This is a genomic window from Streptomyces sp. JLYT201, assembly GCF_059448825.1.
The window spans coordinates 945,527-963,864 of the sequence record NZ_CM182551.1; the positions used below are offsets into that span (position 1 = coordinate 945,527).

Annotated in this window: 17 protein-coding genes and 1 pseudogene; 11 read left to right on the forward strand and 7 right to left on the reverse strand. The window is 70.4% G+C overall.

Going from position 1 to position 18,338, the window contains the following annotated elements; genetic code table 11:
• Positions 1-37: 37 nt before the first annotated feature.
• Together AC5WAM_RS03970 and AC5WAM_RS03975 are read left to right on the forward strand one after the other, a co-directional pair.
• Positions 38-376 carry a hypothetical protein gene (locus tag AC5WAM_RS03970; RefSeq protein WP_495521584.1) on the forward strand — a complete coding sequence of 113 codons (339 nt, stop codon included), beginning with the start codon at positions 38-40 and terminating at the stop codon, positions 374-376.
• A gap of 664 nt (positions 377-1,040) precedes the next feature.
• Positions 1,041-1,862 carry a hypothetical protein gene (locus AC5WAM_RS03975; RefSeq protein ID WP_495521585.1) on the forward strand — a complete coding sequence of 274 codons (822 nt, stop codon included), beginning with the start codon at positions 1,041-1,043 and terminating at the stop codon, positions 1,860-1,862.
• Here AC5WAM_RS03975 and AC5WAM_RS03980 read toward each other — a convergent pair.
• Entirely contained in the window at positions 1,859-2,194 is a 336-nt protein-coding gene (locus AC5WAM_RS03980) for a GNAT family N-acetyltransferase (protein WP_495521586.1), read from the reverse strand. The two genes, AC5WAM_RS03975 and AC5WAM_RS03980, sit on opposite strands and share 4 nt — an antisense overlap.
• 302 nt (positions 2,195-2,496) lie before the next feature.
• On the opposite strand from AC5WAM_RS03980, the gene AC5WAM_RS03985 reads away from it, so the two are divergent.
• The 5 genes from AC5WAM_RS03985 to AC5WAM_RS04005 all read left to right on the forward strand — a co-directional run bounded on the left by AC5WAM_RS03985 (position 2,497) and on the right by AC5WAM_RS04005 (position 8,312).
• Complete coding sequence (locus AC5WAM_RS03985; protein ID WP_495521587.1) at positions 2,497-3,720, forward strand: arginine deiminase; 1,224 nt, start codon at positions 2,497-2,499, stop codon at positions 3,718-3,720.
• A gap of 50 nt (positions 3,721-3,770) precedes the next feature.
• Positions 3,771-4,772: an ornithine carbamoyltransferase gene (gene argF, locus AC5WAM_RS03990; RefSeq protein WP_495521588.1), complete on the forward strand. Its 1,002-nt coding sequence runs from the start codon at positions 3,771-3,773 to the stop codon at positions 4,770-4,772.
• A gap of 30 nt (positions 4,773-4,802) precedes the next feature.
• On the forward strand, positions 4,803-5,750 hold the full coding sequence (arcC, locus tag AC5WAM_RS03995) for a carbamate kinase (protein ID WP_495521589.1): 948 nt from the start codon (positions 4,803-4,805) through the stop codon (positions 5,748-5,750).
• Positions 5,747-7,276, forward strand: a complete 1,530-nt coding sequence (locus AC5WAM_RS04000; RefSeq protein WP_495521590.1) for a YfcC family protein — start codon at positions 5,747-5,749, stop codon at positions 7,274-7,276. The genes arcC and AC5WAM_RS04000 overlap by 4 nt, the downstream gene beginning before the upstream one ends.
• Before the next feature lie 637 nt (positions 7,277-7,913).
• Positions 7,914-8,312, forward strand: a complete 399-nt coding sequence (locus AC5WAM_RS04005) for a hypothetical protein (protein ID WP_495521591.1) — start codon at positions 7,914-7,916, stop codon at positions 8,310-8,312.
• Between the two features lie 470 nt (positions 8,313-8,782).
• Here the strand turns inward: AC5WAM_RS04005 and AC5WAM_RS04010 are convergent.
• The 5 genes and pseudogenes from AC5WAM_RS04010 to AC5WAM_RS04030 form a co-directional block, all read right to left on the reverse strand.
• A pseudogene (locus AC5WAM_RS04010) lies at positions 8,783-9,580 on the reverse strand (IS5 family transposase); the annotation flags it as partial.
• 15 nt (positions 9,581-9,595) lie between these two features.
• On the reverse strand, positions 9,596-10,006 hold the full coding sequence (locus AC5WAM_RS04015; RefSeq protein ID WP_495521592.1) for a RacP protein: 411 nt from the start codon (positions 10,004-10,006) through the stop codon (positions 9,596-9,598).
• Positions 9,981-10,427 (reverse strand): DUF6192 family protein, encoded by a 447-nt coding sequence (locus tag AC5WAM_RS04020; protein WP_495521593.1) that lies wholly within the window; start codon positions 10,425-10,427, stop codon positions 9,981-9,983. The genes AC5WAM_RS04015 and AC5WAM_RS04020 overlap by 26 nt, the downstream gene beginning before the upstream one ends.
• A 183-nt stretch (positions 10,428-10,610) precedes the next feature.
• Positions 10,611-11,279, reverse strand: coding sequence for a hypothetical protein (locus AC5WAM_RS04025; protein ID WP_495521594.1), 669 nt, complete (start codon positions 11,277-11,279; stop codon positions 10,611-10,613).
• Complete coding sequence (locus AC5WAM_RS04030; RefSeq protein ID WP_495521595.1) at positions 11,276-11,977, reverse strand: RNA polymerase sigma factor; 702 nt, start codon at positions 11,975-11,977, stop codon at positions 11,276-11,278. Before AC5WAM_RS04030 ends, AC5WAM_RS04025 begins: the two co-directional genes overlap by 4 nt.
• Before the next feature lie 410 nt (positions 11,978-12,387).
• On the opposite strand from AC5WAM_RS04030, the gene AC5WAM_RS04035 reads away from it, so the two are divergent.
• From AC5WAM_RS04035 to AC5WAM_RS04045, 3 genes are all read left to right on the forward strand, one after another.
• The gene (locus tag AC5WAM_RS04035) at positions 12,388-12,558 is read left to right on the forward strand and encodes a hypothetical protein (protein WP_495521596.1); all 171 of its coding nucleotides are present in this window, start codon (positions 12,388-12,390) and stop codon (positions 12,556-12,558) included.
• A 106-nt stretch (positions 12,559-12,664) separates the two neighbouring features.
• On the forward strand, positions 12,665-12,850 hold the full coding sequence (locus AC5WAM_RS04040; protein ID WP_495521597.1) for a hypothetical protein: 186 nt from the start codon (positions 12,665-12,667) through the stop codon (positions 12,848-12,850).
• A gap of 313 nt (positions 12,851-13,163) precedes the next feature.
• Positions 13,164-15,263, forward strand: a complete 2,100-nt coding sequence (locus AC5WAM_RS04045) for an ATP-binding protein (protein ID WP_495521598.1) — start codon at positions 13,164-13,166, stop codon at positions 15,261-15,263.
• A 613-nt stretch (positions 15,264-15,876) separates the two neighbouring features.
• Here AC5WAM_RS04045 and AC5WAM_RS04050 read toward each other — a convergent pair.
• The gene (locus tag AC5WAM_RS04050; RefSeq protein ID WP_495521599.1) at positions 15,877-16,245 is read right to left on the reverse strand and encodes a DciA family protein; all 369 of its coding nucleotides are present in this window, start codon (positions 16,243-16,245) and stop codon (positions 15,877-15,879) included.
• A gap of 610 nt (positions 16,246-16,855) precedes the next feature.
• On the opposite strand from AC5WAM_RS04050, the gene AC5WAM_RS04055 reads away from it, so the two are divergent.
• Positions 16,856-18,223, forward strand: a complete 1,368-nt coding sequence (locus tag AC5WAM_RS04055) for a cytochrome P450 (protein WP_495521600.1) — start codon at positions 16,856-16,858, stop codon at positions 18,221-18,223.
• Positions 18,224-18,338 lie beyond the last annotated feature (115 nt).

Here is an 18,338-nt window from a genome sequence, read left to right on the forward strand (position 1 = left end):
CGTCCCTTTGTTCTACTCCTATGGAACGATCACCGCCATGGAGATCCTCCGGAACGTATTCCTCGTCTTCCATCTCTTCGGGTTCGCCGCGATCCTGGGTGGCCTCTTCTTCCAACTGCGCGGGAAAGACCCGGTGACGGGCAGCTACATGGTGAGCAGCGCGGTCGTCCAACTCGTCACCGGTGTGGGACTCATCTGGACCCGAACATCGCTGGACCTTCCGGTGGACCACGCGAAAATGGGGGTGAAACTGGCCCTGGACGTCCTGGTGGCGGTGACAGCCCTGGCGGGCATGCGCAACAAGCAGCCGTGGGCCTTCTATGCCGTGGGGGTGTTCACGGCGGCGGCGGCCGTCGTGGCCGTCGCGTGGAAGTAGCCCCGACGGGCACGGCGATCCAGCGGGCGGGGGCGCAGGCGGGGTTGCCGTCAGCGCCACGCGCCTCGGCGATGTCCCCTGACCGCGCGGGCTGTTCGGCAGATTCCGCGGGGCGGGGCGACGCCGCCGCGGAGCGCCGACCCGTGACCTTCACCGCCCCAAGGCCGATACTGCCCTCGACGACACTGTCAAGCCCCGACCCGGCAACCGCAGTTCAACCCCCCGTCCGCCCCCTCCAGGAGGTACCCACGCAGATGCTCATCAACGTCTCGTAGTTCGGTGCGGCCGCAGGCCAGGACCATGCTGAGAGAACCTCGGTCAGCAAACTCCCAGCCTGATTCAGGAGACGTGCACTTGGCGACTCAGCTCGTCCGCGGCATGGGCAGCTTCTTCAAGAACTGCGCCTGCACCCGTCAGCGCCATTACGCATCTGGTCACCCCCCTCCAGTCCATGCGCAGAACCCGGTAGCCGCAATGCCGCATGAGTGGCCGCCGCTGGTTCCCGGCGACCCCGAGGAGATCGCGCGCCGGGCCGCCGCCGTCCTCGACGACGCCTGGGCACGGCTCGACGCCCAGCAGCGAGCTGTCCTCCACCAGCTCACCCGTGCCTCCCCGCCGAGCCCACGTCGCCGCGGCCCTGGAGGAGTTCAAGGAGGCGATCCACATGTTCCGGCGCCGGGCGGACGACGAGGCGCGCCAGTTCGTAAGCCGCCAGCTCCCCCACCTGTACGAGGAAGGCGCCCGCGCGGCCGCCGAAGCCCTGGGGACGACGTTCACGTGGACGACGTTTCACCGTGATGCGCTTCAGTCGCTCGCCGCCGACTCCTACGCCGACTTCCTGCGCCGCTCCCAGGAAGCCGAGCGCATGGCCCACCAGGTCTACCGGGCCGTCCGCAAGGCCGCCCGGGAGGAAGTGCCGCTGCTCGCCGCGGGCAACATGACCGGCAAGCAGGCCGCGAAGAACCTCGCGGACAAGCTCCCCGAGCAGTACGCCCTGACCCACGTCGTCTACCGCAACGGCGCCCGCGTCCCGGTCCGGGTGTGGGCGCAGGCCGCGACGCTGACGAAGTCCGCCGTTGCCTACAACGCCGGAACCCTCAACCGCGCGCGTCAGGCCGGCGTGCGCCAGATCGAGGTCTTCGACGGCGGCGACTGCGGCTGGACCTCCCAGCAGGACCCCGACAAGGCGACCGGCACACGGCGCAGCGTCGAGGAAGCAACCGAGTGGCCGATCAGCCATCCGCGATGTCGCCGCCCCTTCGGGCTCCGCCCAGACGCTGTCCAGGATCTGGCACCTATCACGTGCTGGACGATCGTTCAGGAATGGAGAGGGCGCGTCATGGCGGTCATGACGGGGGAGTCAGGGAACGGCTGCCGGGTACCGATTGGTTGGTTCCCGGCGACGCTGAGGAGACCGCGTCCCGGGTTGCCGCCGTCCCTGGTGATGGCTGGTCACGACTCGACGCCAGCCGTCCGCTCTGTCTAACGGAGAGAGCGCAGCATGGTGGCGTAGAGCGGGGAGTCGGGGAAGGGACGGCGCTCTCCGACCTTCACGTACCCCCATCGCTCGTAGAGGGCCTGGACCCGGGGGTGTGCCGTGTCGACCAAGAGGACGGCCAGGTGCTCGTCGCGGCCGTCGAGGAGGGCCTCGTGGAGCTTCTCTGAGATGCCGGTCCTGCGCCACTTGGGGCGGATCATCAGTTCGGAGACGGCGAAGGTGCTGGACTTGTCGGGGGCGATGGTGCGGTGCTCGCGCCACCACTCCCGGCCCGGGTTCGAAGGCGCGCCGTAGGCGGGAAGCCAGTGGCCCTCGGCCAAGAGCGGGGCGACGACGGCGTCGATGCACTTCGTCCCCCCATCCCGTCGCGGTACGCCTGGCGGGTGGTGCCGCCCTTGCCGTGGCACACATCCCGGACCGAAGGTCCCTGGGGTTCCCTCCGAACGGGTCCGCTCAGCGGGGCCCAAACGGCCCTCGCCCAGGGCCTGTTGAGGACGGGGCGGAAGGGTGCGCGAGTGACAGAGTTCAAGTGTTCCCAAGGAACCTCGGTCCGGCCGGACTTCCCGAGTCGTGCCCCTCACGGCGCCTTCCGCGCACTCCGCACCCATCTTCGGAGACCTCCATGCCCTTTCACGTCGCATCCGAGACCGGCAAGCTGAAGCAGGTCATCCTCCACCGGCCCGACCTGGAACTGAAGCGCCTCACGCCCACCAACAAGGACGCGCTCCTCTTCGACGACGTGTTGTGGGTCAAGCGTGCCCGCGAAGAGCACGACGCCTTCGCCGATGTCCTGCGCGACCGCGGCGTCCGCGTGCATCTGTTGGCGGACCTGCTCACCGAGACGCTGTCCGCCGTCGACGCGCGACAGCTCGTCCTGGACAGGGTCTTCGACGAGCGCGAGTTCGGCGTCCTCGGCACAGATCGGCTGCGCGCGTACTTCGACTCGCTGGAGCCCGCGGCTCTGGCTGCCTGTCTCATCGGCGGCGTCACGAAGGGCGAGCTGCTCGACCGCGTGACGTCCATGCCGAGCGTCCGACTGCACGCCATGGCGCCCGACGACTTCCTCCTCGCCCCCCTGCCCAACCACCTCTTCACCCGTGACACGTCATGCTGGGTGTACGACGGCGTGAGCGTCAACCCGATGAAGAAGCGCGCCCGACGACGGGAGACGGTGCACTTCGAAGCCATATACCGGCACCACCCCCTTTTCGAGAAGGGGGAGTTCAGCCGGTGGACCGATGGGCAGGAGGCCTACCCCGCCACCATCGAGGGCGGCGACGTCCTGGTCATCGGCAACGGCGCCGTCCTCATCGGCATGAGCGAGCGCACCACTCCGCAAGCCGTGGAGAACCTCGCCCTGCGGATGTTCGCGGAGAGTTCCGCCCGCCGCATCGTGGCCGTCAACCTCCCCAAGAGCCGCAGCTTCATGCACCTCGACACCGTCATGACCATGGTCAGCGGTGACACCTTCACCCGCTACGCCGGGCTCGGCGCGCTGTCCTCCTGCACGATCGAGCCCGGCGACGGAGGGCACGGTCTGAAGGTCACCGATCACGTGCCCGACCACATGGAGCAGGCCATCGCCGACGCCCTGGGGCTGCCGTCCATCAACGTGCTCACGCCCAGCCAGGACGTCCGGTCTGCCGAGCGCGAGCAGTGGGACGACGGCTGCAACGTCCTGGCCGTCGAGCCCGGCGTGGTCGTCGCCTACGAGCGCAACGTGACCACCAACACCTACCTGCGCAAGAGCGGGATCGAGGTCATCACCGTGCGGGGCAGCGAACTCGGCCGTGGCCGCGGCGGCCCGCGCTGCATGAGCTGCCCCATCGAGCGCGACGCCGCCTGAGCGCCCGCCCCACTGTCCCCCCGCCCCCTGTACACACCAGGAGCCTCACCATGTCCGTCGGCCTGCGTCACCGCCCCTTCTTGAAGGAACTCGACTTCACCTCGGAGGAACTCCACCACCTGCTCGAACTCTCTGCCTCCCTCAAGACGGCCCGCCGCGAGGGCCGGGAGGAGCAGCGGCTGCGCGGCAAGAACATCGCTGTCATCTTCGAGAAGACCTCGACCAGGACCCGGTGCGCCTTCGAGGTGGCCGCTCACCAGCAAGGCGCGCACGTCACCTACCTCGACCCGGCCGGCTCGCAGCTCGGCCACAAGGAGTCCATCAAGGACACCGCCCGCGTCCTGGGCCGGTACTACGACGGCATAGAGTACCGGGGCAGCGACCAGCGCCTGGTAGAGGAGTTGGCCCGGCACGCCGGCGTTCCGGTCTGGAACGGCCTGACCGACCAGTGGCACCCCACGCAGTCGCTCGCCGACGTGCTGACCATGTGGGAGCACACCGACCAGCCCCTGAACCAGGTGTCCTTCGCCTACCTGGGGGACGCCAGGAACAACGTCGGCAACTCGCTGCTCGTCACCGCGGCGATGCTCGGCATGGACGTACGCATGGTCGGCCCGCGCTCCCTGCATAACGCCCCCGAGGTCGTCGACGAGGCGCGGCGGGCGGCGGCCGTCAGCGGCGCGCGGATCACGTTGACCGAGGACGTGGCCGAAGGAGTGGCGGGCGTCGACTTCCTGTACACCGACGTATGGCTGTCCATGGGCGAGCCGCCGGAGAAGTGGGACGAGCGCATCACCCTGCTCAAGCCGTACCAGGTGACCGACAAGACCCTGCAGATGACGGGTAGTCCCAGGGTCAAGTTCATGCACTGCCTGCCTGCCTTCCACAACAGCGACACCAGTGTGGGCGCCAGGATCGCGGCCCGGACCGGCCTGACCGCGCTGGAAGTCACCGACGAGGTCTTCGAGTCCTCGCACTCCATCGTGTTCGACCAGGCCGAGAACCGGCTCCACACCATCAAGGCGGTCCTCGTCGCCACCCTCAGCGGCTGAACGCCCCCTGCCACCACTGGAGATCACCTCATGCGTGTAGTCGTCGCACTGGGCGGCAACGCCCTCCTCCGCCGCGAGGAGCGGCCGGACGCCGCCGTGCAACTGAAGAACGTCCGCGCAGCCGTGGACGCGCTGGCTCCCCTCGCCCGCCGACACGAGCTGGTCATCACCCACGGGAACGGCCCCCAGGTCGGCGTGCTCGCCCTGCAGAGCGCCGCCGACCGCTCGCTCAGCAGCCCCTACCCCTTCGACGTCCTCGGCGCGGAGACACAGGGCATGGTCGGCTACTGGCTGCTCCAGTCCCTTCAGAACGCCCTGCCCGACCGCCAGGTCTGCGCCCTGCTGAACCAGACGCTCGTCTCCGCGGCCGATCCTGCCTTCGCCGACCCGGCCAAGTTCGTGGGTCCGGTCTACGACCGGGCCGAGGCCGAGCGGCTGGCCACCGAACGGGGCTGGGCCGTCAAACAGGACGGCACCCATTGGCGCCGCGTCGTGCCCTCCCCTCGTCCGCAGCGGGTAGTGGAGACCCGGCTGATCCGGCTGCTGCTGAACTCCGGTGCGGTGGCCGTGTGCGCCGGCGGCGGTGGCGTGCCGGTCATCCGTGACGAGGAAGGACGACTGACCGGCGTCGAAGCCGTGGTGGACAAGGACCTCACAGCCGCCCTGCTGGCCGATGCGCTCGACGCCGATGCGCTCCTGCTGCTCACGGACGTCCCTCACGTCTCCCTCGACTACGGGGCCCCCGACGCCCGGCCCATCGGACGGACCACGCCCGCGGCCCTGAGAGCCCAGCGGTTCCCCGCCGGGTCCATGGGGCCCAAAGTCGACGCCGTGTGCCGGTTCGTCGAGCTCACCGGCGGCATGGCGGCCATCGGCGCCCTGGAGGACGCCCAGGCCGTCCTCGACGGCGCGGTCGGCACCGTCGTCACCCCCAGCGGCCGCGACATCGGCCGCAACGGACCACAGGACCTGACATGACCGGCAGCGGCGCCCCCGTACAGCCGCAGCCGACCGGGGCGGATGCCCCCGACCTACCCGAGGGCCCCGGGCGGCGGTTCCGGTTGCCATCCGCCTTCACCGTTCTGGCCGCCGTCACCGTCGCTGTCTGGGTCCTGACCTTCGTGATCCCCGCCGGCCGCTACGACGTGAAGGACGGCAGCCCCGTCCCCGGCACGTATCACTCGGTGGAGACGGGGACCGGTTTCTGGGACCGGCTGAAGGATTTGTTCCTCTCGCCGGTCAACGGTCTGTACGGCGTCACGGACGACCAGACCGGGCTTACCGCTCCCGGGGGCGCCGGCTCCTTCGCGGGTGCCGCCGGGGTGTTCCTCTTCATTCTGGCCGTGGGCGCCTTCATCACCGTGGCGATGCGCACCGGCGCCCTCACCGCCGGAGTGGCCCGGCTCGCCCAGCGCCTCCGGCACCACAGGACCCTGCTCCTCGTCGCCCTCCTGACGGTGTTCTCCCTCGGCGGGACCACCTACGGCATGGCCGAGGAGACCCTGGGCTTCTACGGGCTTATGACCCCCCTGGTACTGAGCCTCGGGTACGACCGCATGGTCGCCGCAACCGTCATCATGGTGGGCGCCGGGGTCGGCACCCTCGCCTCGACGGTCAACCCCTTCGCCACCGGAGTGGCGTCCGACAGCGCCGGCATCGGCACGGGCGAGGGCATCGTCCTGCGGCTGGTGATGTGGGTCTGCCTGACCGCGCTGGCGGCGGCCTACGTCGTGCGCTACGCCCACCGGGTCGCTGAAGACCCCTCGCGCTCGCTGACGCCCCTCACCGAGGACGACCGCCGCATCACGAGCGAGGGCAGCGCGGCGGCCGGACTCACGCGCCGCCAGCAGACCTGCCTGTACCTCTTCGCGGCCACCTTCCTCTTCATGATCTTCGCCGTGGTCCCCTGGTCCGACCTGCACCTCACCTTCCTGCCCACACTGGGGTGGTACTTCCCCGAACTCGCCGCCCTGTTCATCGTCGCGGCGGTCGTCGTCGGGCTGGTCGGCGGCCTGGGCGAGAAGGGGACGACCAGCGCCGTCACTGCCGGTGCCGGAGACTTCATCGGAGCGGCGATGATCGTCATGCTGGCCCGGGGCGTCACGGTGATCATGAACAACGCCAGTGTCACCGACACCATCCTCGACGCCCTCCAGAGCGCGGTGGCCGGCACCTCTTCCGGTGTGTTCGCCGTCCTGATGCTCCTCGTGAACCTCCCGTTGGCCTTCTTTGTCCCGTCCTCCTCCGGCCATGCGGCCCTCGCCATGCCCATCCTGGCTCCGCTGGCGGACTTCGCGGGAGTGAGCCGGTCCCTGGTGGTGACCGCGTACCAGTCGGCCTCCGGCTGGGTGAACCTCGTCACGCCCACGTCGGCCGTCGTCATGGGCGGTCTCGCCCTCGCCGAGGTCCGCTACGACCAGTACCTGCGCTTCATGGCTCCCCTGATGGGCGTCCTGTTGGTGGCCGTCACCGGGTTCTTGGCCCTCGGCGCGGTCCTGGGCTGAGCCCGGTGGCACGTTCCGGCACCGGCGGGCCGCTCAGGCTGTTCGCCGGGCGTAGTCGTCTCGCTCATCCCGGCCTCCTGCCGGCGTCCGTACGTCATCAGCGAGCGACGGGCACCTCGCCAACGCAGAGCACGGCGCGCCAAGTCAGGTCGTAGAGCTGCTCCACGGCGGCGCGGCCCCATGGCGTCGACCGCCACGGTGACGAGCGAGGTGCCACCCGGCATCAGTTGCTGCCGGGCCTCCACGCGGGCCTGCGCCACCGAGTAGCACAGGCAGCACGAAGGCCGACACCACCCCAGGGCGGTGTCGGCCTTCGGTGAGTCCGCGCGGCAACGCGGAACTCGAAGTCCCTGCTGATCAGCGGTTGGAGCCAGAAGCCATCAGGGTCTGCCGCATCGTACGAGTTCTCCAGCCCGGCTCGCAGCCGTACGGCGGGCCCGGCAACCCGGGCGTGACACCCCTGCCGGGCGGCATCCGGACGTTTCTCCCCGCTGCCAGGACCACCAGCTGCCCTCGGACGGCCCTCACTAACACAGCAGGCAAAGTCCGCCCGTGCTTGCCTGGGAAAGCTGCAGCCCCGACCGGCCGAATTCCGGTCCGGCTCTCCCGGGCCGACCGACAACTTGCGGAGCACCCCATGAAGATCCCGCGTACCGCGCTCGCGCTTCTCACCACGGTGCTGCTCACCAGCGGCACCGCCCTCGCCGCCGTGCCTGCGCATGCCGCCCCCCGCGCCGACCCCCGTCCTCCCGTCACCAGCGACTTCGGCGGCTTGAACCTGCCGGTCCCACTGCCTTCGAACTGCGAGAAGCTCCTCAGCCGCTTTCCCTTCCCGCGCTTCGACGGCACTCTCCCGACGCCCCTCAAGCCGTACCGGGAACAGCTCCTGGAGCTGCGGGATGAGCTCATGGACAAGATTGACCTCGGGCAGTACCTGCCGCAGATCCCAGTGCTCCTCTCCGCGGCAGATCGGACGTGCGAGAAGCTGCTCCGCTGGGAGAAGCCGCTCACTTCCCTCAGTAGCTCCACCGCGTAAAAGCTGTTCCAGCGGCACGCGTCGCGCTTGCCGGAGTGCCCCGGGCTCCAGTGCCTGCATCCCGAGGATGATGATGTCCGGTACGAAGACCTCGAGTGCCTGTTTCTCACCTGCATGCCGTGCAGGCGAGAAACAGACACTCACTGGTGCCTGCGCGCAGGTCAGTCCTTCGGAAGCTCACTCTCCATGAGCCTCAGAACTTGCTGCTGACGTTGACATGCCAGTGCTGTTCACCGATTGCAACCGGTGGCACGGCGACGCCGCCTGGGAGATGGCTGGATCAAGACAGCCTCGTGTGGAGTCGATCTGCGTTGGTGGTGAAGCGGCCACTAGCGTGTGCCTCGGAGATCAATCAGGCAGCGGCTAGCGGTAAGGAACGATCTTGCTGGCTAGCACGGGCAGGAGGCTTGTCAGGCGGCCCGGACGGCGGTGGCCGGATGCGTGAGCGCGACATCGGGCCACACCGGTCTGCGGGCCAGGCGGCGGGTCATGAGGGTGGTGGCGGCGAGGGTGAGCATCGCTTCGGCGTGTGCGGGCAGGCGTTCGTAGTCGCGGACCACGCGGCGGGCGTGCATGATCCACGCCCGGGAGCGCTCGGCGATCCATCGCCGCGGCAGCAGGACGAAGCAGGTCGCGTCCCGGGGACGGCTGACGGTCTTGACGGTCAGGTTCAGGTGTGATTTTGCCCAGGTGATGAGGGTTCCGGCGTAGGCGGTGCCCGCCCGCACGACGGTGATCTGCGGGTGCGCGCGGCGCAGCGGGCAAGGACGGTACGGGCGGCGTTCGCGTCGTGTGTGTCGGCGGGGGTGACGGTGACCAGCAGCGGCAGTCCGTGCAGGTCGGCCACCGCGTGTCGTGTGCGGCCGTTGGTGCGTTTGACCGCATCGAAGCCGCGCGAGGTCCGGGTGACGGTTTCGGCGGCCTTGACGGACTGGCTGTCGATGACCGTGGCCACCGCGTGCGGTGAGGCGCCCAGCGCGCGGCGTACCCGGCGCCGCAGTTGGTCCCGGAGCTGGTCCAGGACGCCGCGCTTGGCCCACCGGCGGAAGAAACCGTACACGGTGGTGTGGGGCGGGAGGTCGACGGGCAGGGAGCGCCAGCGGCAGCCTTCGAAGCACACATAGCGCAGGGCGTCGACGATCTCGCGGCGCGGCTGGGCCTCCGGTCGGCCGCCGCGCGGCGTGGACCACGCCGCGCTGCGGCAACAGGCCCTCGATCACGGCCCATTCCGCGTCGGTGGTGTCCGAGGGGGAGCGGCGTGTCCGCATCGGTGTCCCCGGCTTTCAGGCCATCAGGCCGAGGGTGGACTCGGCGGAGTTCAGCTGCACGACCAGATGCCGCACTCGCGTGTCGTCCGGAGCCAGCACCGTGTGCGGGGTGATGGTTCCGGTGATCAGGCGGCGGATCGCGGTGAGCTTCTCGCGGACCTTCGTCACCTCATACACCGCCAGCTCATCAGGATCGACCGTGAACATATGGCCGTCCTGGCGGGTGACGACCAGCGGCGGCCAGCCGCGCTCGGCGATGACATCACGCAGCATGGCCAGCCCGGCACGGGCCTGGGCAGGAGCGAGCTCGCACGCGGCCAGCAGCTGGGGGAAGCGCAGGCCCGCGGGGCGGGCTTCGAGCAGGATGTGGCACAGGCATTCGGCATGCCGCCGGGCCGCATCACCGCGGCGCCGTGACACCGCCATGGCTACTCGCCCCGCAGCAGCCGGGCCCGCTCCTCGTCCATGTCCGTCTCCCCCTGGAGACCGCGTGCTCCACCCAGTCACACGCGGCGCACACCCGAACCAGGTTGTGCTCGATCACCTCGTGCGCGTCCGGCGAGAGGTCACGGTCACGAACCAGCGGCACCAAACGGCTGGTGGAGGCCACGAACTTGTGACAGGCCCCCACGAGGTCGAGGAACTCCAGGGTGCGGTCGATCGCCCTCACACCCGGCGCCACCGGGCTCCCCTGGCGGCCGGGCAACAGGTCCCGGGCGGACTCCTCGGTCGTCTGTTGTGCGCGCTGGTTCTGAGCCTTATGGTGCTCGCCACGCGTGACGGGCACGTCCAGCACCAGTCCCCTGCATCGAGCAGCTCCTGCCCCGCAGCCCCGAGGGCTGGGCATCGGTCGCCCCCCGCTGCCGACCGGCCGACCCGGTGTGCGGCCCCTCACGGGTCCGGGCGGGTCCGAACGACGCGTCCGGGCGGGTCCGAACGGATTCGGGCTGGAAGATCCCCGCCCGTCCCGCAGAGGGCCGCGCCACTCCCGCCCGGTGCAGGACCGGGCGGGAACGGCGCGGTGATTGCGTCAGTTGCTCCCCTGCGGGCTCGGGACCGGCTCGCAGGGTGCTGCCTTGCCCCGGATGCCGTAGAAGCTCGTGAAGGCCATGTCGTTGCCGGCGTAGAACCCGGTGCCGCGCTCCATCACCATGGTGTCGCCCCGATGGAAGACCAGCTTCCACACCTTGGCGTACGGTCCGCCGGGCTTGCCCTCGCGCAACCCGGCCGGGTCGGGCTTCGTTTCCTTACGCCCGCCGGTGCCGTCGCCCTTGTCGTGACGCTCGGCATTGAGAAGGCTGATGACGGTGTTGCCGATCATCTTGCCCCGCGGCATGTCGCAGACCTTGCCCTTGGGCAGCTCGTCCACCGACACCCGGACCCCGGCCGCGCGCAGCTTGTCGGCCAGCGCGTCCTGCTCGCCGGTGTCGAGCGTCAGATCGTTGACGGTGACACGCACCTGACCACCGGGAAGCCGCTCCACGGCATACGCCGACGAACCCCCTTCGCCCCCCGGCACGACGATCGCCGTCACGGTCGCCGCCGCGCAGGCCGCCAGGACCGCACCGGCCCGCACCGGCGTCACCAACCGCCGGCGCACCGGCACCACAGCGGGCCGCGAGTCTGCCCCTGCGCTCTGCAGCCGCGCCTCGCGCTGCAGTTCTTCCAGCAGCCGGTCCTCGAACGTCTGGGTGCTCATGACTCTCCCCCTGCGTAAGCGATCGTGGTGGTAGGTGACTCGGCCTGCCGCGCCTGCTCGGCGTGCCCTGTGCGTTCGTCCTGGCGCGTGCGCGAAACGACCGGCTTGTGGTGCCCGGCCTGCCGGACCTCCTGCTGCTCGCCCGCGAGTTCCTCGGCGCCGCGCAGCTTTCTGCGCGCGCGGTGCAGCCGTACGCGGGCGGCGACCTGGGTGGTACCCAGGGCTGCCGCCGCCTCGCTGACGGTCAGCTGGTCGACGGCGACGAGTTCGAGCACAGCGCGCTCGCTCTCGGGCAGACCGGCGAGCAGCTCAAGGGCCCGCCGTCCGCCCCGCTCGGCGTCGAGCTTCTCCTCGAGCCGCGCGATGTCGTCGTCGTCGAGCAGCCGCCGCCCCGCGATCCGCGCGCCCAGTCCGACCTGCCGCGAACTGCGCCGGTACTCGGCGCGGACGACGTTACGACCTATGCCGAACAGCCAGGCCGCCTCGCTGCCGCGCCCGGGCCGATACCCATCGGCCGAGTCGACCACCGCGAGAAAGACATCGGCGGTGAGATCCGCGACGGTGTGCGGATCGCTCACCCGCCGTGCCACGAACCGCGTCACGGCGTCCACGTGCCGCCGGTAGAACTCCTCGAACGCCTGCGGATCCCGCAGCCCGCCCCCGGGCGGCCCGCCTCTGCTCCTGCTCTCGGTCCCCATCACTCTCCTCGACACCCTGATCGATCAGCACCAATGCTGCGTACGACTGTTCTTGGACGGAGAGGGCCCTGGCGTTACACGGGCGGGCGGCTTCGGCGCGCCGGCGATCCAGCGCAGGCCGTTCGACGTCGGCGCGGGCCTGCGCCGCCTGGCCGAGGAGGGCGGATACGTCCTGCCCGCCACCGACGTGTCCTCGGTGTCCAGGGCCGGCCACAAGCTCTCGGTCCTCGTGCGCTGGTTCCTCGACCAGCGCCGCGCCGTGGCAGCTCGCCGCCGAGGCCGGACACCGCGGCGCGGCCTACTGCCTGCACCTGCACCACCTCGGACGCGGCGAGACCGCCGAAGGCCAGCACTGGCTCCACGAACTCCAGCACGCCCTGGACGGCCCCGACATCGACTTCGTCATCGGCATGGGGCAGTTCGCCGTCTACATGTGCGCCCCCCCCCCGGTGCCCCAGGGCGCCGGACTCACCGCCGAGGTCGAACGCCTCGCCTCCCGCGGCGACGCCGAGCCCGTCCTGGTGTGCAGGCCCGAACGGGAAATCGCCGACCGGCTGCAGCACTTCGCCCAACAGCCCTGACCAGCCCGAAAAAGGCGAAGAGCCCCCGGCGGTCTCCGGTTTCCAGGCCACCGACCGCCGACAGGCTCCGCAACCCGGCACAGCCCTCCAGAAAGGACTCACCGCGATGCGGCGTACGCCCGCGACCGCACAGACGGCCATCGCCTCCCTCGACAAACCCCCGCCCACCCCTACCGTCCGCATCCGCCGATGGCTGCGCCGCCGACGCCGCTACGCCGCCCTCCACCTCCTGCGCGGCCTTTGCTACGGCCCGGCCGGCGTCGGCTTCTACTGGCTCCAGCACCGCTTCTGACCCGGCAGATCCTTGTGTCCGCACCCTTGGGCGTGAGCTTCGCCCAGATCGTTCCCCTCCCTCACGAGGTCACTGGCGAGCTCAAGCAGGCCCTCGTCGAGTGCTCATGGCGGTCCGCGCGTCATGACGCGCTCATTCGCGCATTCACCGCACTGCAGCGGTCCACTCCCGGCAGTACATGGCTCTTTACAGGGCACTTCAGCTCCATCCCCGCATGGCGCGGGCACGGAGCGAGGAGACTGTGGGCCTTCCTGGGCGGGAGACTCCTCTCGCATGGTGGACGTGTCACGCAAGATGGTGGGGAATAGCGATCGTGGCCGGTCAGCAGCGGCTGGCAGGAAACCTGCCGGTGGCGAAGAGCACGATGGTGGGCCGTCGTAGCGAACTGGCAGACATCCAGGGACTGTTGGCGGGGGTGGGGCCTCGGCTGGTGACGCTCGTGGGGGTCGGCGGGGTGGGCAAGACCCGGCTGGCCCTGGAGGCCGCGGCCGGGCTGCAGCCCGCGTTGCGGGACGGGGCGTGGCTGGTGGAGCTGTCGCCGCTGCGCCAGGGCGCACTGCTGCCGCACTCCATCGCCGAGACGCTGCCCCTTGCGGACCAGACCACGCGGTCGATGCTCGAAGTCCTGGTCGGCTATCTGGCGGGCCGGGAGCTGCTCCTGGTCCTGGACACCTGCGAGCATCTGACCGACGCCTGCACGCTGATGATTCCGGCGCTGCTGCGGGCCGCGCCGGGCCTGCGGATCCTCGCCACCAGCCGACGCGCCCTGAACATGGTCGGCGAGCAGGTGCTCACCATCGAGCCGTTGCCGGTGCCGGAGCCCGACGACCCCGCCGCGTCGAGGGCGGATGCGGTGGTGCTGCTGGCCGAGCGCGCCGCGCGCCAGGTCCCCGGCCTTGTGAGCGGAGACGCCGACCTGGCAGGACTGGTCGCACTGAGCCGCCGCCTGGAGGGCCTTCCGCTCGCCATCGAACTGGCCGCGGCCCGCCTGGGCGGATTGACCGTACAGGAGCTGACCGCGCGTCTCGACGACCGGTTCGCCATCCTGGGGGAGACCGACAAGGTCGTGTACGGGGTCGAGCCGCCATGGCACCAGGCCCTGCTGACCGCGATCGGCTGGAGCCACGAGCTGTGCAGCCCGGCCGAACGACTCCTGTGGGCACGCCTGTCGGTGTTCGCCGGGACCTTCGACGCCGAGGCGGCCCGCGCGGTGTGCGCCGACCGGCATCTTCCGGAACCCCGCGTGACCGGGCTGCTGGACTCCCTGGCGCAGAAGTCGATCCTGACCTGGCACCCCACCGTGGCCGGCGAGCGCTACGGGATGCTGGACACCCTGCGCGAGTACGGCGTCGGATGGCTACGTCACCTGGGCGAGCAGGACGAGATGCGCTGCCGCCACCGCATTCACTACCGGGCGCTCGCGCTGCGGGCGGAGGCCGCCTGGATGGGGCCGGAGCAGATCGCCTGGTACGAGCGGACGTCCGCCGACCACGCCAACTTCCGCGCCGCCCTGGACTTCTGCCTGGGCGAGGGCGAGGACGCACACACCGCGCTGGAGATGGCCGGGGCGCTGTGGTTCTTCTGGCTCGCCTGCGGCTTCCAGCGCGAAGGCCGCCACTACCTCGACCGCGCCCTGCGGCGCTGCCCGAAGCCGGGTCCGCCCCGCAGCAAGGCACTGTGGGCCTGCGGCACGATCATGCTGCAGCAGGGCGACCGCGACGCGAGCATACGGCTGCTAAAGGAGTTCCGGGCCGACGCCGAGGCGGCGGGCAGCCCGGCCATGCTGATCGCCGCCGCCTTCCTCGACGGCGCGTACTTCATGCAGGGTGAAAACCCCGCGCAGGCAGCCGCGGTGTTCGAGGCGGTGCCATACACCCAGGATCACGGCAGCGCGTACCTCGGGGCGCGCCTGCTGACGTGGCTGAGCCACACCTTCACCCACACAAGCCTGGGTAAATACGCGGACGCCGCCACGGCAACCGATGTCCTGCACGCGGAGTGCGTCACGCGCGGCGAACGGTGGATCCGGGCCTACGCCGACTACGTACAGGGGCTGGCGGCGCACGGCCTCGGCCAACTGGACCAGGCCACCACGCACGCCCGCACGGCCCTGGAGGGCAAGGCCCTGCTCCACGACATCCTCGGCATCGCCATGGCCATCGACCTGCTGGCCTCGCTGGCCGCCGCCACCGGACGGGGCGAGCGAGCGGCCCGGCTGCTCGGCATCGGCCAGCAGATCTGGAACACCATCGGCCGCTCCCAGATCGGCTTCCCCGATCTCGTCGCCGCCCGCGAAGCCTGCGAACGCCAAGCACGCGAGACCGCCGGAGACGCCGCTTACGAAGACGCCTACCGTACAGGTCTGGACATGAGCATGAACGACGGCATCGCCTACGCCCTGCAGCAGCCCTGACCCACAGACGGACGCCCGGTCAGGCGTGCACCACCCGGCCGCTGCTACTTCAGCCACACTCCGATCAGGAACCACCGTGTGGAAGGACGGCCCTATCTCCTCAGCGAAGATCCGCAAAGAGGCCTCCACGCTCAGCGTGTCCTCGTCCCCGATGGGCTGGTGACCGCGGTGGCCGCGCAGCGGCCCGAGATCCAGGGCCGTATCGCCCAGCGTGAACTGGCACCGGGTCATCGTGTGCACCAGCTTCACCGACTCCGTCACCAGTTCCTCGAACCGGGCGCGCAGCACACTCCCGATCGTCTGGGCCACGGCACTCACCCCTCACGGACCGAAGCGCCGGAATCTTGCAGCACGGGGAAGGCTCCGGCCCTGACCCGGCCGCCGCCTCGGCCCACGTGGACGACTGCGAGGCACCCTGGCGCTGATCGCGCACTTCCGCGACATCAGCACCGCCCGGATCAGGTACGGGCTCGCGTGCCGCTCCGCCCGGAACGTGGCCGAGGCGTCGCACCAGCGGCGCCACTGCGCAGCGCGCTAAGCAGCGTGTACCACCAGCAGACCAAGAACCTCCTGGTGTCGTACTCGCCGAAGAAGCTCGGCTTCTTCTGAGCGATCAGCTTCGATGTGCTCCAGTGCAGCTTCGCGCCGACGGCCGGGCGTCAGGGCTGACGTCCAGGCGGCCGGTGTCCGCGTCGAACGCCACCGCCTGGGCGCGGCCAGTGAGTTCGGGCACGGCCGTGGCGAGAATGGAGTCGAACCGGATGAAGACGCTGCAGTCGGCGGCCGGGGCGGTCAGGCCGCGCTCGGTCATCATCATGCCGATCGCCGCGCCGAGCCCGAGCGGCTCGCGCCCCTCACGCCGTACGACGGCGGTGGTGCGCCGCTTGGGCTTCCTCGTCTGGGTGTTGCCGTTCTTGTCCGCCGCTTCCTGGGCCGCGACCAGGGCTTGGCGCGCAAGGTCGATGCCGCTTGGCTCGGTCATGTGATCATCGCCCCGGCCGTGCTCGGGGTGAGCTCGCGCAGCTGCTCCAGCCGTGTCGCGAGCATGTACTTGGCCACGCGCTGGCGGGCCGTGTCGGCGGCAGCGCCGTGGCACGTGCCACCCGTAGATTCCTTGAGACTGCCGGCGCCGCCAGCACGCCAAGATCGTCTGGGGTCTCGTGCTCGACCTGCTGACGCGTCAGCTCGCCTTCGGACACCGCCGTATCAACCAAGGACCTGTTCGGCAGGGCCCACTGACGACGTGGGTCGAGGACGAAGGCTGCCAGCCTCTTGGGGTCACCTCGGCTCCGGAGCGCGCCCGCGTGGGTATGCAGCAGATAGAACGGTGTGATGTCCGCAGGCAAGCCCCGAGCCCGGCTGTGCGGGGCGGAGAAGGAGCCTGATCATGGAAGTTCCGGGCCGGTCGGCGCGGCCGGCCCGGAACACCACACACGCGGGCTGGCGGTGTCACCGTGGACAACGCTGCGCCGCACCATGCCGCACGGCGCCGAAGCGTGGCACCGCTCTCGGACGGCTGCGCGAGCTGACACTCTCCTTTACACGATCGCACCGGTAGTGGCGCCCGTCCGCTGTACCTCAGGAGATTCCCATTGTCCGCCTGCACACCACCACCGCTGGTCCCGGTCCGCGGCCCACGGGGGCTGCCCGGGGTGGGGAACCTCGTGCCCTTCGGGAAGGACCCGCTGGGGTTCCTGGCGCGGCTGCGCGATGACTTTGGGGACGCCGTGACCTGGTCACTGGGCCCCCTGCGCAACGTGTTCCTGTCCCATCCCCGGCACATCGCCGAGGTGTTCGCAGCACGCGAGAACACGTTCGACATCGCGGCGATCGGCTGGGCCTTTCAGCAGATCACCGGGCAGAGCCTCATTCGCAGCACGGGCAGCCAGTGGCGGCGCAAGCGTGCGCTCCTCCAGCCCGCCGTCCGGCCGCGCCAGGTACGCGCGTACGCCACGACCATGGCCACCTGCGCACGTGCAGCGTCCGACCGGTGGCGCGACGGCGACCGGATCGACGTCGCCGCCGAGATGGCCGGCATCACCCAGCGGATCGTGGTGCGCACCCTCTTCGGCAACGACATCGGCGAACAAGCACAGCGACTGTGCGACGCGGTGGACACCGCCGTGCAGGCGGTGGGCCACGAACTGCGCAGCATCAGCCTCTTCCTGCCCGCCTGGGTACCCACACCACACCGACGGCGCCTGCTCGCCGCGGTCCCGACAGTCGACGCGGAGATGCACCGCCTGATCCGGGCACGCCTGGAGTCATCCGATGCCGCGACCCGTGACGACCTGCTCAGCAGACTTCTCGCGGCCCGTGACGAACAGGAAGGGATGCTTTCACCTCAGGAAGTGCGTGACGAGGCGGTCGGTCTCTGGGCCGCCGGCCACGAGACGACCTCCACGGCTCTGACCTGGACCGTGTATCTCCTGGCCCAGGCCCCGGCGGTGCGTGCCCGCCTCGAAGCCGAACTCGCGGACGTCCTGGGCGGCCGGCTGCCCTGCGCCGACGACTACGAGCGGCTCGTCTGGACCCGGCAGATCGTCACCGAGGCGCTGCGGCTCTACCCGCCCGTGTGGGCCGTTCCCGCCCGCGCACGGGAAGGAGCGACGCTGGGCGGCACACCGATCCGGGCCGGAACCCTTGTGTGGTGCAGCCAGTGGGTCACCCACCGCGACCCCCGCTGGTTCCCGGATTCCGACGCGTTCCGCCCCGAACGCTGGGACCCCGACACCTCCGAGCCGATCCCCGATCACGCCTGGTTCCCCTTCGGCAGCGGCCCGCGCGGGTGCCTCGGGAGCCGCTTCGCGCTGGTCGAGGCCACCCTGGTGCTCGCCACCCTCGCCCAGCGTTTCCGATTCGAGGTCCCCACCACAGATGTCGCGCCGCACGCGGCGCTGTTCCTGAGACCCGCACGACCGGTCTGGGCAACCGTACGCAGGCGGGCCTCGGCCGCCTGACAGGGCCCGAGGCCGATCATCGCGACATGGGTCACGGCTTCCGACCGGGCGGCCCACGGGGCCGGCCAGGCGACAGTGTTCCCGTGGTCCGGGCAGCGCACCCCGAGTGGCACCG